16 protein-coding genes are annotated in these 15,777 nt (G+C 47.4%); 15 read left to right on the forward strand and 1 reads right to left on the reverse strand.

The window, feature by feature from the left end:
• Positions 1-27 precede the first annotated feature (27 nt).
• The 15 genes from AC3WTP_RS03455 to AC3WTP_RS03525 all read left to right on the forward strand — a co-directional run bounded on the left by AC3WTP_RS03455 (position 28) and on the right by AC3WTP_RS03525 (position 14,981).
• Entirely contained in the window at positions 28-831 is an 804-nt protein-coding gene (locus AC3WTP_RS03455; RefSeq protein WP_492393179.1) for a cell division protein FtsQ/DivIB, read from the forward strand.
• 289 nt (positions 832-1,120) lie between these two features.
• On the forward strand, positions 1,121-2,359 hold the full coding sequence (gene ftsA, locus AC3WTP_RS03460) for a cell division protein FtsA (RefSeq protein WP_458568698.1): 1,239 nt from the start codon (positions 1,121-1,123) through the stop codon (positions 2,357-2,359).
• Positions 2,360-2,423: 64 nt separating this feature from the next.
• Positions 2,424-3,548 (forward strand): cell division protein FtsZ, encoded by a 1,125-nt coding sequence (gene ftsZ / locus AC3WTP_RS03465; RefSeq protein ID WP_492393180.1) that lies wholly within the window; start codon positions 2,424-2,426, stop codon positions 3,546-3,548.
• Positions 3,549-3,933: 385 nt separating this feature from the next.
• Positions 3,934-4,929, forward strand: a complete 996-nt coding sequence (locus AC3WTP_RS03470) for a sigma-E processing peptidase SpoIIGA (RefSeq protein ID WP_492393181.1) — start codon at positions 3,934-3,936, stop codon at positions 4,927-4,929.
• Positions 4,930-4,993: 64 nt separating this feature from the next.
• On the forward strand, positions 4,994-5,716 hold the full coding sequence (gene sigE, locus AC3WTP_RS03475) for an RNA polymerase sporulation sigma factor SigE (RefSeq protein ID WP_492393182.1): 723 nt from the start codon (positions 4,994-4,996) through the stop codon (positions 5,714-5,716).
• 159 nt (positions 5,717-5,875) lie between these two features.
• Positions 5,876-6,658, forward strand: a complete 783-nt coding sequence (gene sigG / locus AC3WTP_RS03480; protein ID WP_492393183.1) for an RNA polymerase sporulation sigma factor SigG — start codon at positions 5,876-5,878, stop codon at positions 6,656-6,658.
• A 133-nt stretch (positions 6,659-6,791) separates the two neighbouring features.
• Positions 6,792-7,100, forward strand: a complete 309-nt coding sequence (locus AC3WTP_RS03485) for a YlmC/YmxH family sporulation protein (protein ID WP_492393184.1) — start codon at positions 6,792-6,794, stop codon at positions 7,098-7,100.
• Positions 7,101-7,196: 96 nt separating this feature from the next.
• Positions 7,197-8,048 carry a peptidoglycan editing factor PgeF gene (pgeF, locus tag AC3WTP_RS03490; protein ID WP_492393185.1) on the forward strand — a complete coding sequence of 284 codons (852 nt, stop codon included), beginning with the start codon at positions 7,197-7,199 and terminating at the stop codon, positions 8,046-8,048.
• A gap of 4 nt (positions 8,049-8,052) precedes the next feature.
• Positions 8,053-8,736: a YggS family pyridoxal phosphate-dependent enzyme gene (locus AC3WTP_RS03495; protein WP_492393186.1), complete on the forward strand. Its 684-nt coding sequence runs from the start codon at positions 8,053-8,055 to the stop codon at positions 8,734-8,736.
• A gap of 1 nt (position 8,737) precedes the next feature.
• Positions 8,738-9,196 carry a cell division protein SepF gene (locus AC3WTP_RS03500; protein WP_492393187.1) on the forward strand — a complete coding sequence of 153 codons (459 nt, stop codon included), beginning with the start codon at positions 8,738-8,740 and terminating at the stop codon, positions 9,194-9,196.
• Between the two features lie 14 nt (positions 9,197-9,210).
• Positions 9,211-9,480: a YggT family protein gene (locus AC3WTP_RS03505; RefSeq protein ID WP_492393335.1), complete on the forward strand. Its 270-nt coding sequence runs from the start codon at positions 9,211-9,213 to the stop codon at positions 9,478-9,480.
• 24 nt (positions 9,481-9,504) lie between these two features.
• A complete protein-coding gene (locus tag AC3WTP_RS03510; protein ID WP_492393188.1) occupies positions 9,505-10,293 on the forward strand; it encodes a YlmH family RNA-binding protein in 789 nt (262 codons plus the stop codon).
• Positions 10,294-10,388: 95 nt separating this feature from the next.
• Complete coding sequence (locus AC3WTP_RS03515; protein ID WP_492393189.1) at positions 10,389-10,871, forward strand: DivIVA domain-containing protein; 483 nt, start codon at positions 10,389-10,391, stop codon at positions 10,869-10,871.
• A gap of 480 nt (positions 10,872-11,351) precedes the next feature.
• The gene (ileS, locus tag AC3WTP_RS03520) at positions 11,352-14,447 is read left to right on the forward strand and encodes an isoleucine--tRNA ligase (protein ID WP_492393190.1); all 3,096 of its coding nucleotides are present in this window, start codon (positions 11,352-11,354) and stop codon (positions 14,445-14,447) included.
• 144 nt (positions 14,448-14,591) lie between these two features.
• Entirely contained in the window at positions 14,592-14,981 is a 390-nt protein-coding gene (locus AC3WTP_RS03525) for a DUF5665 domain-containing protein (RefSeq protein ID WP_458568711.1), read from the forward strand.
• A 46-nt stretch (positions 14,982-15,027) separates the two neighbouring features.
• Here AC3WTP_RS03525 and AC3WTP_RS03530 read toward each other — a convergent pair whose 3' ends face one another.
• On the reverse strand, positions 15,028-15,777 hold the full coding sequence (locus tag AC3WTP_RS03530) for a TraR/DksA C4-type zinc finger protein (RefSeq protein WP_492393191.1): 750 nt from the start codon (positions 15,775-15,777) through the stop codon (positions 15,028-15,030).

Genomic DNA, 15,777 nt, shown 5'->3' on the forward strand with positions numbered 1-15,777 from the left:
ATTACAGGTAAGAAAGGAACTTAAGCGATGCAGGTTAGAGCTATCCCGCCATTACCAGATAAGCCTCCTAAGAAGCGCAAAGGAAAGAAACTCTTATGGCTCTTAGTTACATTGTTTATCGTTATTCTTGGCGTTCTATTCTTCCGATCGCCTATCAGCAAGATTTCAGAAGTACGATTTGTGAATAATACATACGCAGATCCAGGAATGCTTCAGACTGTCAGCGGTGTGAAGAAGGGCGAACCATTCTTTCGAGTGACGGAGAAACAGGCGGAAGAACGAATTAAGGGGCAGTATCCATACATCAAGAATGTTACCTTAGAGAAGCATTTTCCAGGTCAAGTAGATGTGCTTATTCAAGAGTATAAGGTAGTCGCCCATGAATTGACTGACGATGGACAAGTAATGGCTATTCTAGAGAACGGTTCTGATGTATTGCTGTCTAACAGCAAGAAGTTTGTAATGGAGAAGCCTATGCTGACACACTGGAACGAGCCGGCAGCGAAGCAGCTGAAGGATGAGCTGGGCAAACAGTTGGCGCTGATACCTGACAGATTGCTTGCAGACATTTCTGAGATTTGTTACTTTCCGTCTTCATCGTATGCGGACCGAATTAAGCTCTACACTCGTTCTGGCTTTGAAGTTGTTACGACGATCAGTTTTCTACCGGATAAGATTGCGTATTTAAGCGGTGTAGTAGAGACGCAGGAGCCTGGTCAGATTACGATGCTGGAGGCTGATTCCTATATCTCGTATACGAATCTAGCTAAGGGCGAGGAAGGCGAACTTTGGCAAGAAGTTCAAGAAGAGCCAGAAGATTCAGATGAGTAAAAAGGCACTACTCAATAAACTGAAATGATGCTAGAATAAACTTTATGGTATTTCTCGAGAGATTTTTCAAATTTCTTCAATTCCCTATCGTTATTTAGGTATTTTGAACTATGTTCATCGTTCTGGTGGACAAGTATAATTCTTAAGACCTCATCGAAATCTCTTTTTTTCGACGTCAACGAAAAAAGTTGTAGAAATAAAGAGGGAATGACTGAACTTTGTTGAATACATATTAAGGTGTCCGGGGGATACAACAAACCATTGAATTCGAATTGGGAGGTGCCACGGCTTGAGCAGCAATGACATCATTGTGAGTTTGGACATCGGTACATCCAAAGTACGCGCTATCATCGGTGAAATTAACAACGGAACTCTGCAAATTATCGGTGTCGGTTCTGCGGAATCGGAAGGTATCCGAAAAGGTGCGATTGTAGATATTGACCAGACTGTGCAATCTATTCGCAATGCAATCGAGCACGCTGAGCGCATGGTTGGTATTGAAATATCGGAAGTGTATGTAGGGATTACCGGTAATCATATCGGGTTACAAACAAGCCACGGAGTGGTTGCAGTTTCGAATGAAGATCGCGAAATTGGCGAAGAAGATATTGTTCGAGTGCTTAAAGCAGCAGAAGTCATAGCGCTTCCACCAGAACGTGAAATTATCGACGTAGTTGCGAAGCAATTTGTTGTGGATGGACTGCATGATATTCACGACCCGCGTGGAATGATCGGTGTCCGACTAGAAGTGGATGCTACTATTATCACTGGCGCTAAGACAGCTATACATAACTTAATGCGGTGTGTGGAGAAGGCTGGCCTTCATGTGAAGGACCTTGTCCTGATGCCGTTATCAAGCGGACAGTTAGCTTTGTCTAAGGATGAGAAGATGGTCGGTTCTGTACTTGTTGATGTAGGTGCAGGTGCGACGACGGTTTCAATATTTAAGGATGGAACGCTTCAAGCGACTTCTACACTGCCGATTGGCGGAGATTTCGTAACGAATGACATTGCGTACGGATTGCGTACGATGTCGGATCAAGCTGAGAAGGTGAAGCTGAAGTTTGGCTGCGCCTGGATTGATGATGCTTCAGAAGATGCCGTATTTAAAGTTACGCGAATCGGAAGCAACGTGGAGAAGGAATTCGACCAAGTATTCTTGGCGAATGTTATTGAACCGCGCGTTCAAGAGATCTTTCACCTCGTAAAGAACGAAGTTAAGAGATTAGGCTTTACAGATTTGCCTGGTGGGTATATTTTAGCAGGCGGCACAGTGTCCATGGCAGGTGTGCTGAATGCGGCGCAAGCTGAACTGCAAACGTCGGTTCGTATCGCAGTGCCAGACTTTATTGGTGTGCGGGATCCAGGCTTTATCAGCGGAGTCGGCGTGCTGCATCATGTGATGCGCGCGATTCGCCCTCGAGGAAGCGCGAAGAAGTCTGCGCCGCGCAAAGCGGCAACGACTGAAGCAGAGGCGAAACCAGGATTCTTAGAACGTATTAAGAATATGTTCAGTGAATTTATTTAATAGAGTATATGGAGCGTTTAGACCTCATGCCATCCATGCACATTAAAGGAGAGATGGAGAACTCATGTTGGAATTCGAATTTGAGATGGACACACTTGCGCAGATAAAAGTTATTGGAGTAGGCGGCGGCGGCAGCAATGCTGTTAACCGAATGATTGATAACGGCGTACAGGGCGTAGAGTTTATTACGGTGAACACCGATGCTCAAGCGCTGCATTACGCTAAGTCCGAGCACAAGCTTCAGATCGGAGACAAGCTTACACGCGGTCTTGGAGCAGGTGCTAATCCTGAAGTAGGCAAGAAGGCTGCGGAGGAATCCCGTGATCTCATTAGCAATACGCTAAAGGGTGCAGACATGGTCTTTGTCACTGCAGGTATGGGAGGCGGTACTGGTACAGGAGCAGCTCCAGTAATTGCTGAAATTGCGCGTGAATGCGGTGCGCTGACGGTTGGTGTCGTTACGCGTCCGTTTATGTTTGAAGGGCGTAAACGCTCTAATCAAGCGGAGCTGGGAATCGAAGCTCTTAAAGAGAAAGTGGATACGCTGATCGTCATCCCGAACGATCGATTGCTCGAGATTGTCGATAAGAAGACTCCGATGCTGGAAGCTTTCCGTGAAGCTGACAATGTCCTTCGCCAAGCGGTACAAGGTATTTCTGACTTGATCAAGGTACCAGGCTTGATCAACTTGGACTTTGCGGACGTGAAGACGATCATGACCGAGCGCGGCTCAGCTCTTATGGGTATCGGTGTCGCGAATGGTGAAAATCGCGCAGCAGAAGCAGCTCGCAAAGCAATCATGAGCCCATTGCTCGAAACTTCTATCGATGGCGCTCGCGGCGTCATTATGAATATTACAGGCGGTATGAATCTTTCCCTGTATGAAGTTAATGAAGCGGCAGAGATTGTTACAGCTGCGTCGGATCCGGAAGTGAATATGATTTTCGGTGCGATCATTGACGAGAACATGAAGGATGATATTAAGGTTACAGTGATAGCGACAGGCTTCGAGCATAAACCGTTGATTCAACCTACTACGGTTCGCAAGTCTCCTAGCAATGTTGCGCCAGAGCCTCGCGAGCCTCGAGAAGTTCTTCCGCGCAAGTTCGGTATGTCAGAAAACCCGAGTGAATTGGATATTCCGACGTTCTTGCGGAATAATCGTCCACGCAACAATAATCACGATTAATGAACGATCTTGCTTATCAAGCATAATAGGTTGCCCGGTTCAGTCATATAGATGACGAATGGGCAGCCTTTTCTTTATTGAGTCAGAATAGAGAACATAATCTATAAGTTTACCTGCTGCTTATTAACTCCAGAATACTTCTTCATGCATGTACAACATCACAATCTGCATTCATCTATTAAACACATCTCATGATCATTGCCAATATTTATATAGATATTAAAGATGATTCATTCCGTCGGCCGTAAGGCTGATAAGTTAATGACTTGTATCGACAAAAAAAGTGACATTCCTCTTTCAGCGTTAGACAGACTTCGAAACTACTCCACTTTATACTAATACTAACTTTCATTACATAGTGCCGAGTCAGGAAAGGGGGATCGCTTTGACAGTCGTCTACGCTGATCTCGTATTAGGTTTGAACGTGATTCTGGACGGCACCCTGCTGTATCTAACCGCTCGTATGCGAGGAATTCAATTAGCTAGATGGCGTTGGATTGGTAGTACAGCGATTGGCACAGCGTATGCCGGCTTATTGTTTCTGCCGATTGTGCCTCAGATGCTTACCTTAGCTGGTAAAGTGCTCATTTCTATATGTATGCTTATAGTTGCGTTTGGATATCAACATCTTGGATTTTTACTTCGCAATATGCTTTTTTTCTATTTCAACGCTTTTGTCATTGCGGGTGGAGCGTTTGGCATTCAGTACTTGCTGCATGATGCTTCATCTTGGTCCATCATCTCGAATCAAAGTGAATGGCATATTAGTCAAGAGATGAAGATGGGAGCAGGTATTATGCTGCTTGCGCTGCTCGCTGCTGTGTTATGCTATCGCTCTGTATGGAAGCAGCAGCAATCCCAGAAGCAGATGGAGAGCTTCTTGGCTGACATCGAGATCGGAATTGGAGGGATTACTAGGTCCTGCCGTGGATTGATCGATACAGGCAACGGTTTGAAAGAGCCTCTATCAGGCGCTCCGGTCGTTATTACGAATGCGGATATGTGGAAAGGTGTATTGCCTGAACGCTGGCTCAGATGTTCTATTGAAGGGACATCATGGGACGCCTTAACTCAATTAACCGGAGATGAGGCGGTAGGTGCCGAAACCTATTCAAGCTGTACAATCGATGACGCAAAGCTTCGCCTCCTGCCTTACCGCGGTGTTAATGCTAAGACGCAGTGGATGATCGGCTTTAAACCCGATTACATTCAGATTATTCATAATTCTCATACATATGTATGCAAACAAGTCATTATTGGGTTAGACAGCGGTCAATTATCCAGGGACGAGCAATTTATGGCGATTATCCATCCAGAATTAATAGCAGCATCCTTGCAGAAACCGGAAGATTCCGCTCCATCGGCATCGAAGGCGTCGTAATAGAAGCGTTCTGGGATCTCCAGTCTTCGATATCATTCAGTTGAGCCCATGAGGAGGATCGACGATGCGGTTTAAAATGAAAATGTTCATGCAGATTCAGATATATCGTTTATTGCTGTTGTTAGGTTTAAAGCGGGGAGACGTATATTATATTGGCGGGAGTGAAGCGCTGCCGCCGCCCTTGACCAGAGAAGAAGAGGAGTATCTCCTGGAGAGGCTAACAACAGGCGATTCTGCCATACGTGCAATGCTTATTGAGCGCAATCTAAGATTAGTCGTATATATCGCCCGCAAATTCGAGAACACGGGCATTCACATCGAGGACTTGGTATCCATTGGCGCGATAGGACTAATTAAGGCGGTCAACACATTCGATCCAGAGAAGAAGATTAAGCTCGCTACTTATGCATCACGCTGTATTGAGAACGAGATCTTGATGTACTTGCGACGCAACAGCAAGACGCGTACGGAAGTGTCATTTGATGAACCGCTTAACATTGATTGGGATGGAAACGAGCTGCTGTTGTCCGATGTTCTAGGCACCGAAAATGATACGATATACAAAAACATTGAGGAACAGGTTGACCGCAAACTGCTGCACAAGGCGCTTGACAAGCTGAGCGACCGAGAACGAATGATTATGGAGCTTCGATTCGGATTATCCGACGGAGAGGAGAAGACGCAGAAGGATGTAGCAGATATGCTGGGCATTTCTCAATCCTACATATCTCGGTTAGAGAAACGAATCATTAAAAGGCTTCGCAAAGAATTTAATAAAATGTTATGATCGCCGCCGCCCCTTCAAATCATTGATGGTGGCGGTTTTCTATATATGGGGTCAGTCTCCCTCATATGAAACTGCTATTGTTCGAGGTCTGCGGAGGAATAATTCGGGGGTCCAAGGAGATAATGAACATTAATGTTTCTCCTTGGGAGGTAATGATGTATGACCCGAAACAAAGTCGAAATTTGCGGTGTCGACACCTCGAAGTTGCCCGTTCTCACTAACGCCGAAATGCGCGAATTGTTCGTGGCTCTGCAGGAACGAAATGAATTATTCGCTCGGGAAAAGCTGGTGAATGGCAATTTACGTCTCGTGCTAAGTGTCATTCAGCGGTTTAATAACCGAGGTGAATTTGTTGACGATTTGTTTCAAGTAGGATGTATAGGCCTTATGAAAGCCATTGATAATTTTGATTTAGGTCAAAACGTAAAATTCTCCACGTATGCTGTTCCGATGATTATCGGCGAGATACGCCGATATTTACGAGATAACAATCCGATTCGCGTCTCGCGCAGCTTGAGAGACATTGCCTATAAGGCTCTGCAGATCCGCGACTCCTTGACGAATCAGAACTCACGCGAGCCTACGATTCTTGAGATCTCGGAAGCCCTGAATGTGCCGAAGGAGGATGTCGTGTTCGCGTTGGACGCAATACAAGATCCCGTGTCTTTATTCGAACCGATCTACCATGACGGGGGCGATCCCATTTATGTTATGGATCAGATCAGTGATGACAAGAACAAGGACGTTTCATGGATAGAAGAAATAGCGCTTCGCGAGGCGATGCGGAAGCTGAATGAGCGTGAAAAGATGATCTTATCGATGCGCTTCTTTGAAGGGAAGACACAGATGGAGGTTGCCGATGAGATCGGCATCTCACAAGCTCAAGTATCGCGGCTGGAGAAGTCAGCTATCAATCAGATGCAGAAGCATGTCCGCACTTAATACCTACTGAGGCCGATTGCGCAAGCATCGGCTTTTTCAGATGCTGATGAAATCAATTGGAAGTACGAAAGTGGGACAGGACATTTTGAGCATTCGCCACATATACTAGTTCAAACGGGCGCAGCCTGACCAAATGACAAGTGTGGTGAGCGGATTGAAAATATCGGACTTTCAAACGAAAGACGTCATCAACATTGTGGACGGCAAGAAGCTTGGTCAAATTAGTGACCTGGAACTAGATCTCAAGCAAGGACGTATTGAAGCTATTGTAGTGCCCAATTACAGCAAGTTTCTCGGTCTGTTTGGCGGCGGTACGGAGCTGATCATTCCATGGCGCAATATCGTCAAGATCGGAACGGATGTTGTACTGGTGAAGATGGAAGAACCTCGTCCGGTGAAAATGGAAGAAACCGAGCATACCCTGCAGCCGTATAAACCGTAGGTCGGATGCGGCCCAGCCCCTCCTGTGGTAAACTAGAACGGAGGCAGATGGATTACAGTATGTGCCGCTACCCGAATCGACAGATGAGGTGAATACATGAACATGGAACCGTTTATGAGGAATGCCGCTCAACAAGACGGGCCGGTCTTGTTAGAGCTGAGCAATTGGACGGAACGGGTTGAGGGCTTGACGGCGGGCTTCACGACCCGCTTAGGCGGAGTAAGCGAAGCACCATGCGATACGCAGAACATGGCGCTGCATGTTCAAGACGAGCCTGCGGCGGTCGTTGCTAACCGCCGCCGATTGATGGATGCGATCGATATGCCGTTTGAAGCATGGACTTGCGCGGAGCAAGTACATAGCAACCATGTGCATATCGTTACTCGCGATGAACGCGGCAAGGGACGTCTATCGAGAGCGGATGCTATTCCGGATGCGGATGCAATTATAACGCAAGAGTCGGATATTTGTTTGGCTTCATTTTATGCTGACTGTGTACCTTTATTATTGGTTGACCCTATCCATCGTGTTGTCGGACTTGCGCACGCCGGTTGGAAGGGGACTGTACAGGAGATCGCTGTCCGTACGGTTGAACAGATGCAGCAGACGTTCCATTCTCAGCCCGAACAATTATTAGCAGCTATAGGTCCTTCTATCGGCAAATGCTGTTACGAAGTGGACGAGCGGGTAATCGCGCCTGTAGAAGTGCTATTAGAGAAGCTTCCTGAGGATGCAAGGAGCGCGCTGGAGTACCGCGATAATGGTCGCGCTGTGGTTGATTTGAGAGAAATCAATCGACATTTGCTGATAAAAGCAGGAATTATGCCATCAAATATCGAATGTACTACTTGGTGCACTGGCTGCCATACTGAGTTGTTCTTCTCCCATCGAGCCGAAGGCGGCAAGACGGGACGTATGGCGAGCTGGATCGGCTGGAAGAAGGGATGACAGAATGACATTAGTACAACGAATTGAAGCGGTTGAACAACGGATCCAAGCCGCATGCGAGCGCAGCGGCAGAAGCCGCGACGACGTTCAAGTTATCGCAGTCACGAAGTACGTTTCGCTTGAAACGACAGGAGACGCGATTCAAGCTGGGCTGCGGCAGATTGGTGAGAACCGCTGGCAGGATGCAGAAGCAAAGTGGAGAGCCTATCAATCAGAGGCTACCTGGCATTATATCGGTTCGCTGCAAACGAACAAGGCGAAAGACGTAGTAGGCAAGTTCAGCTATATCCACTCGTTAGACCGCGTGTCATTGGCGGAAGCAATTGAGAAGCGGGCACAGGCACTTGATGAGCGCGTTCGCTGCTTTATTCAGGTGAATGTGTCTGGGGAAGAGAGCAAGCACGGCTTAGAGCCCCAGGATGTAAAGCCATTTCTGGAAAAGTTGAAGGAATATCCTCATATACAACCGATAGGCTACATGACGATGGCTCCATATGAAGCAGAGCCGGAGTCCACAAGACCTGTCTTTCGCAGCTTGCGCCAATTGCGTGACGATATTAACAAGACACTAACGGAACCGATTCAACATTTATCCATGGGGATGTCTAATGATTTTGAAGTCGCCATCGAAGAAGGAGCAACTTGGGTTCGACTAGGATCCATCCTGGTGGGGAAAGAAGGGGAGTAATATGGGTATTATGAACCGTTTCATGAATTTTATTGGGATGCAGGATGAGGAAGAGTTCATTGAACGCGAGAAAATGAGCTCGCCGGAGGAAGAAATTGATCAGGAAGTGGAAGCGCCGGTATTTGAGCCTCGCAAGAGCGGCAAAGGAGCTAATGTTGTGAGTATCCACTCTCAGAAGCAAAGTAAAGTTGTCCTTTACGAACCTCGATCCTATGATGAAGCGCAAGAGATTGCGGACCATCTGCGCTCCCGCCGTTCTGTTGTCGTTAATTTACAGCGCGTTCGCAACGATCAAGCGTTGCGGATTATCGATTTTTTGAGCGGAACCGTGTATGCTGTAAGTGGCAACATTTCGAAGATCGGCAGCAACATCTTCTTATGCGTGCCTGAGAATGTAGAAGTTCAAGGTGCGATTACTGAGATGTTTGCGGAAGACTTCGACTATAAACAAACGAGGTGAACTGATTGTCTGGATTGGAATTTCAAGTTATAGGTTATGTGCGCTTACTGTTTCAAATATACTTTTGGCTCATCTTCATTTATGTACTCATGTCTTGGGTACCGAATGTACGAGCAAGCTTTGTCGGCGAATTCATTGGCAAACTGGTTGAGCCGTATCTATCTATTTTTCGTCGATTCATACCGCCGATTGGCGGTATGCTGGATATCTCGCCGATCCTTGCGTTGTTTGTCCTTCAGTTTGTAGAAATGGGCGTAGTTGCGATCGTTGGCTATATTTTTTAGATTATTGAATACGGAGTGAACAGCATGTCCCAACATGAGCCATTATTTCATCATTTCCATCCCGATGAACGAGCTTTTGCGGAACGCGCCATGGAATGGGTACAGCGTGCTGCCGATCACCATGAGGTTCGGGTTACCGGCTTTCTAGATCCTCGTCAGATCTCGATTCTGCAATCGCTAGTCAACCGAAATCCGGACGTTCATGTACGTTTCGACGGTGGTTGGGAAGACGCCGAGCGGAAACGTGCATGCATCGCTCCGGATTATGTATATTTGGAGGCAGAGCCGATGGGGCTGCAAGTTCTTGCAGTCCACTCTGCCGATCAGAAATGGCTGGAGCTGGAGCACGGCGATTTTATGGGAGCGGTGCTTGGGCTTGGCATCAAGCGAGAGAAGATCGGCGACATTCATGCTCACGATCATGGATGTCATATTGTCGTCACAGAAGATATCGCGTCGTTTCTCGATACGCATCTGCGTCAAGTTCACCGCGTATCTGTGATGACCGATGTGATTCCGATAACCGAGCTTCAGCCCGTACATACAGAGCTTAAGGAAGTGCAATTGTTCGTTGCATCTATGCGCCTTGACGGAATCGCAAGCGATATGTTCCGATTGAGCCGAACGAAGATCGTAGTACCGATTCGAGCCGGCCGATGCAAAGTGAACTGGAAGACGGTTGAAGATCCTGCTGAACTGCTGAAATCAGGAGATGTCGTATCGCTGAAGGGTTTTGGACGTTTTAAGGTGATAGAAGTTACAGGTGTATCGAAGAGCGGCCGCATCAGGGTTACTGCAGGCATTTATTTGTGAAGAAACTGTCAAGATTCAGAAGGATTATGCAGGATGATGTCGAATAAATGTACTCACTAGCAATAGGGGTTCGTAAATCTTAGGAGGTGCACACGATGCCACTGACACCATTGGACATACATAATAAGGAATTCGGACGCAAGTTGCGAGGATATGACGAAGACGATGTCAATGAGTTCTTAGATCAAATCATTAAAGACTATGAAGCATTGATGCGTGAAAATAAAGAGCTGCAAAACCATGCACAAGTTCTACAGGACAAGCTCAATCACTTTGTGAATCTGGAAGAAACGTTGAGCAAGACGATTATTGTAGCACAAGAAGCTGCGGATGAAGTGAAGGGCAACTCGAAGAAGGAAGCCCAGCTTATCCTCAAGGAAGCAGAGAAGAACGCAGATCGGATCATCAACGAAGCCTTGGGTAAATCGCGCAAGGTGGCGATGGAAGTAGAAGAACTAAAGAAACAAGCCTCTATCTATCGCGCTCGTTTTCGTACTTTGATTGAAGCGCAGCTGGATCTGCTCGGTCAAGACGGATGGGAAGCGTTGGAACGCGCGGAAGTTAAAGAGTTATATTAATTGTCGATCAGAAGGTTTGACTTTTTCATCATTTCGAGTTAGTATGATTTACAACTTCATGAACGTCATGTCATTGACGGGAACGCGCCGCAGTGTGTTGCAGTTCTACCAGAGAGTCGGTGAAAGCTGAGAGCCGATGAACAGAACGCTGCTGGACATCATCCCTGAGACATCTTGCTGAGACGATTGTTCAGTGCAACATACTCGATCGTATGTAAGCTTGATCGGTTCCCTGCCGTTATCAGGGCGCGCCAGTTGTTCGGTATATGGCATTATGATTACCGACAGGCGCTGCTGAGTGCCGCATTGCAGGATTGACGGTATCCTTACCGGATGCTTGAGATTGCTTGAATGATGCGGAACAAGGGTGGTATCGCGAGCAAGCCTCGTCCCTTATTGGGATGAGGCTTTATTTGTTTTTATTGAAGGAATTGAAGAAATGGATTGAATACGGGCTGTTATCAAGAAAGGAAGATGACTGTGGTATCAAAAGTAGACGTCAAAGAACGCGCCCGCTCTCGCGAGCTGCGTGTGCTGGACAAATGGAATCGCGAAGACATATTCGCGAAAACGATTGAAAATCGTGAAGGGAAGCCAAACTTCGTATTTTATGAAGGTCCTCCTACTGCAAATGGGGCACCGCATATCGGCCACGTGCTTGGCCGCGTTATAAAGGATTTCATCTGCCGCTACAAGACGATGGACGGATATCGCGTCGTTCGTAAAGCGGGTTGGGATACGCATGGACTGCCAGTTGAGCTAGGTGTAGAGAAGCAGCTCGGCATCTCTGGCAAGCAGGAAATCGAGAAGTACGGAGTAGAAGCGTTCATCACGAAATGTAAAGACAGCGTATTTGAATATGAACATAAATGGCGTGAACTGACAGAAGCGATCGGGTATTGGACGGACATGGACCATCCCTACATCACACTGGATAACAAGTACATCGAGAGTGTATGGCATATCCTGTCCACCATTCATAAGAAAGGCTTGCTGTATCGCGGCCATCGCGTGAGCCCTTACTGTCCTTGCTGCCAGACAACACTTAGCTCTCATGAAGTGGCACAAGGCTATGAGACAGTTAAGGATCTGTCCGCGACCGTGAAGTTCAAGCTGAATGACAGCGGAGACTACGTGTTGGCTTGGACGACAACCCCGTGGACTTTGCCTTCTCATGTGGCATTGGCTATGAACCCAGAGATGGAATATGCTCGCGTGAAACTGAACGGTGAAGTATTCATTGTGGCTAACAATCTCGTTGAAGATGTGCTCAAAGAGAACTATGAAGTTATCTCCACTCATAAAGGCGCTGAATTTGTCGGCCAATCCTATGAGGCGCCATTCACTTATGTGAAGCCAGAGAAAGGCCATTACATCGTTGGTGCTGACTTCGTAACCGATGACAGCGGTACAGGTATCGTTCATATGGCGCCGGCTCATGGTGAAGATGACTATAAGAGTTGCCGCGAGCATGACCTTAGCTTTGTGAACGTCGTAGATTCGCACGGTCGTTACACGGATGAAATCGTCGATTTCGCTGGACGATTCGTGAAGGATTGCGATATCGACATCGTCAAATACTTGTCCGAGCATGGCACGCTGTTCAGCAAAGAAAAGTATGAGCACAGCTACCCATTCTGCTGGCGCTGCAAGTCCCCGCTGCTCTATTATGCAACTGAATCCTGGTTCATTAAGACGACGGCGGTTAAAGATCAATTAATCGCGAATAACAATCAAGTTAACTGGTACCCGGCTCACATCCGTGAAGGACGTTTCGGCAACTTCCTGGAAGACTTGGTGGATTGGAACATTAGCCGCAACCGCTACTGGGGCACGCCGCTCAACGTATGGGAGTGCACAAGCTGTAAAGGCCAGTACGCGCCAGACAGCCATGCGGATCTTCGCGCTCGTTCCGTTGAGCCAATTGCGGAAGACTTAGAGCTTCATAAGCCGTATGTGGATGAAGTGAAGCTTCATTGCCCGCATTGTGAAGGCGGCGTGATGGAACGCACATCAGAAGTGATCGATGTATGGTTCGACAGCGGTTCTATGCCGTTCGCACAGCATCATCATCCATTTGGCGACGAGAAAGCATTCCAAGAACAATATCCGGCAGACATTATCTGTGAAGGTATCGACCAGACGCGCGGCTGGTTCTTCAGCTTGCTGGCTGTATCGACGCTGTACAAAGGTGTAGCTCCATATAAAGCCGTAATTGCAACCGGACATATCCTGGATGAGAACGGTCAGAAGATGTCGAAGTCTAAGGGCAACGTTATTGACCCGTGGGAAATCATTGACGAATACGGTACAGACGCTTTCCGTTGGGCTCTGCTGTCTGACAGTGCGCCGTGGAACTCGAAGCGCTTCTCGAAGCAGATCGTGGCAGAAGCGAAATCCAAGGTTATCGATACGCTGGTCAATACACACGCATTCTATGCGCTGTATGCGAACATCGATAACTATGATGCAAGTGCATATCCGGCGAAGCGTTCGAATAACAAGCTGGATCGCTGGATCCTGTCTCGTCTGCAATCGCTCATAGCGCTCGTTAACAAAGGGCTGGAAGTGAATGACTTCCTGAATCCTGCGAAAGCGATTGAAACATATGTAGATGAGCTGAGCAACTGGTACATCCGCCGTTCACGCGACCGCTTCTGGGGCAGCGAGATGACGGAAGATAAGCTGTCTGCTTATCAAACGCTTCGTGAAGTGCTGCTGACGATCGCCAAGCTGATCGCACCTTATGCGCCTATGATCGCTGAAGAAGTATATGGCAATCTGGGCGGCGAGAAGGAGAGCGTCCATCTGGCTGAGTATCCGAAGTCAGATGCTTCCATGATCGATGAAGAGCTGGAGCGCGACATGGAAACAGCACGTCAGATCGTTGAGCTTGCGCGCAATGTGCGGAACGAAACAAGCATTAAGACTCGTCAGCCATTGTCTGAGCTCATCGTCTCGATGGATCGTGAATTTGATCTGGCTGGCTACGAAGATGTCATCAAGGATGAAATCAACGTGAAGCATATTCGAATCGAGAACAGCGATAACGGCTTCGTTGACTTCAGCTTGAAGCTCAATCTCAAGGTTGCCGGTAAGAAGTACGGCAAGAATGTAGGTCCATTGCAGAACGAGCTGCGCAATATGGACGTTGAAGCTGCCCGCAAGGTCGTAGACAGCGGTGAATTCACATTCACAAGTCCAGAAGGCGAAGTGCTTGTCGTGACTCATGAAGAGCTGCTGATCGAGAAGAAAGCGAAGGAAGGCTTCGCATCTGCATCCGGCTACAAGATGACGATCGCGTTGAACACGGACATTACGCCTGAACTTGAGCAGGAAGGTTGGGTAAGAGAAGTTGTCCGCGCCATCCAAGATACTCGTAAGAAGCTGGATCTGCCGATCGAGAAGCGTGTCGATATCGTGTTGGATGTCGATGACGAGCTGAAGGCGGCAATTACGGCATTTGAATCTACGCTGCGAGATAATGTCCTCGTATCGGGATTATCCTTTGGGACAGCTGAAGGAATGGATAAGGTTGAGCTTGGCAGCAAGACGGTTGGCGTATCAATTCGTTAATCGCGTGTCAAACTAAGGATATGTGCAGGATGAACTTCACGTATTAGGGGAGAGCGTCGATCACGAGGCTTCATTGGCTTGAGGCAGCGCGGTCGCGCTCTCTTTACATAATAGGAGATGACCCGAGGATTGGGGGAGTTGTTCTTGCGTAAACGCAAGAAAGAGAAGTTTGAAGATCTACGGAAGGACATAGTAACGAATGAATTAGCGGACACGATCGATGACTCTGACAAGAGCGAGAGAGAGATACTTGAAGAAATTCATGTCTTGACCATGAAATTGGCTATATTGTTGGAAAAGTCCAAGATCAGGGAATATACAGAACTTATGCATACGCCGAGACGGCTGCTGTGGCTGAACATGCTCGCGGGAGTTGGCCGCGGAGTTGGAATCGCGATCGGCTTGACCGTCATTACTGCTTTTATCTTATATTTCTTGCAGCATCTTGTGGCATTGAATCTGCCGATCATCGGAGATTTCATTGCAGAAATTGTTCGCATCGTGCAATTGCAGCTGGACACAAGGTTATATTAGGCAGTATAAAGGACGGACAGCGCTGCAGCTCTGTCCGTGTACATTCTTAATCATCGTTTTCATCATTTTCATCGTAATGGATATCCTCTTCGAGCAGGGGTTCGCCTTCGCCATCACTCATGTATTTTTCATACAGATGGTTACGAACGATAACGAGATCATTGCCGGTAATATCAGTTGCTACGAAGCTCTCGAACGGTTCTACATATCCATCTAACTCATCTGCGGCTTCGATCATCATCTGATCATAACTGAAGATGTCATATTCCTCGTGCATTGCTGGTGAATCGGAGGTACCCCAAGATTCAACGATTTGCCACGCGTCTTCACCATCGAATCCATTTTGCGTATCCAATTCATCTAAGCTGGTACGTCCAAATGGTGGTGATAAGAATTCCTCTTCCACAGGACGAGGATTAGCGGAAAAATACTTAGGGCTATGCTCGATGCAGTACATCGTTTCCGGGACGGCTTCCAGTCGTTCGAACGGAATATCTTGGCCGCAAACTGTACATGTACCATAGCTTCCTTCGTCCATTCGCTGAAGTGCGGTGTCAATTCGCTCCCATTGAGTTTCGTGGAGCTCGTTCAACGCAAGATCTTTCCCGCGCTCGAACATCTCGGTGCCGAGATCGCCAGGGTGGTTGTCAATGCCTGACAGTTCGCCTGTATTCTCACGCATGGATGAATCTAAGCCAAAGCGTTCAGCGCTTTCTTCACGCTGTTCAAATTGTTTCTTCATATCCAACAGCTTGGCTCGAAGTTGGTGAAGCTGGTTTGAGGTTATGTGGGACAT

The sequence above is a fragment of the Paenibacillus sp. EB106-04-04-XG159 genome, from assembly GCF_058791835.1.

What these genes read in the sequence shown, in the direction of transcription:
- AC3WTP_RS03455 (WP_492393179.1), top strand. Translation starts at nt 28, where the DNA reads ATGCAGGTTAGAGCTATCCCGCCATTACCAGATAAGCCTCCTAAGAAG.
- ftsZ (WP_492393180.1), top strand. Translation starts at nt 2,424, where the DNA reads ATGTTGGAATTCGAATTTGAGATGGACACACTTGCGCAGATAAAAGTT.
- sigE (WP_492393182.1), top strand. Translation starts at nt 4,994, where the DNA reads ATGCGGTTTAAAATGAAAATGTTCATGCAGATTCAGATATATCGTTTA.
- sigG (WP_492393183.1), top strand. Translation starts at nt 5,876, where the DNA reads ATGACCCGAAACAAAGTCGAAATTTGCGGTGTCGACACCTCGAAGTTG.
- AC3WTP_RS03485 (WP_492393184.1), top strand. Translation starts at nt 6,792, where the DNA reads ATGACAAGTGTGGTGAGCGGATTGAAAATATCGGACTTTCAAACGAAA.
- pgeF (WP_492393185.1), top strand. Translation starts at nt 7,197, where the DNA reads ATGAACATGGAACCGTTTATGAGGAATGCCGCTCAACAAGACGGGCCG.
- AC3WTP_RS03495 (WP_492393186.1), top strand. Translation starts at nt 8,053, where the DNA reads ATGACATTAGTACAACGAATTGAAGCGGTTGAACAACGGATCCAAGCC.
- AC3WTP_RS03500 (WP_492393187.1), top strand. Translation starts at nt 8,738, where the DNA reads ATGGGTATTATGAACCGTTTCATGAATTTTATTGGGATGCAGGATGAG.
- AC3WTP_RS03510 (WP_492393188.1), top strand. Translation starts at nt 9,505, where the DNA reads ATGTCCCAACATGAGCCATTATTTCATCATTTCCATCCCGATGAACGA.
- AC3WTP_RS03515 (WP_492393189.1), top strand. Translation starts at nt 10,389, where the DNA reads ATGCCACTGACACCATTGGACATACATAATAAGGAATTCGGACGCAAG.
- AC3WTP_RS03530 (WP_492393191.1), bottom strand. Translation starts at nt 15,777, where the DNA reads ATGTCCCACATAACCTCAAACCAGCTTCACCAACTTCGAGCCAAGCTG.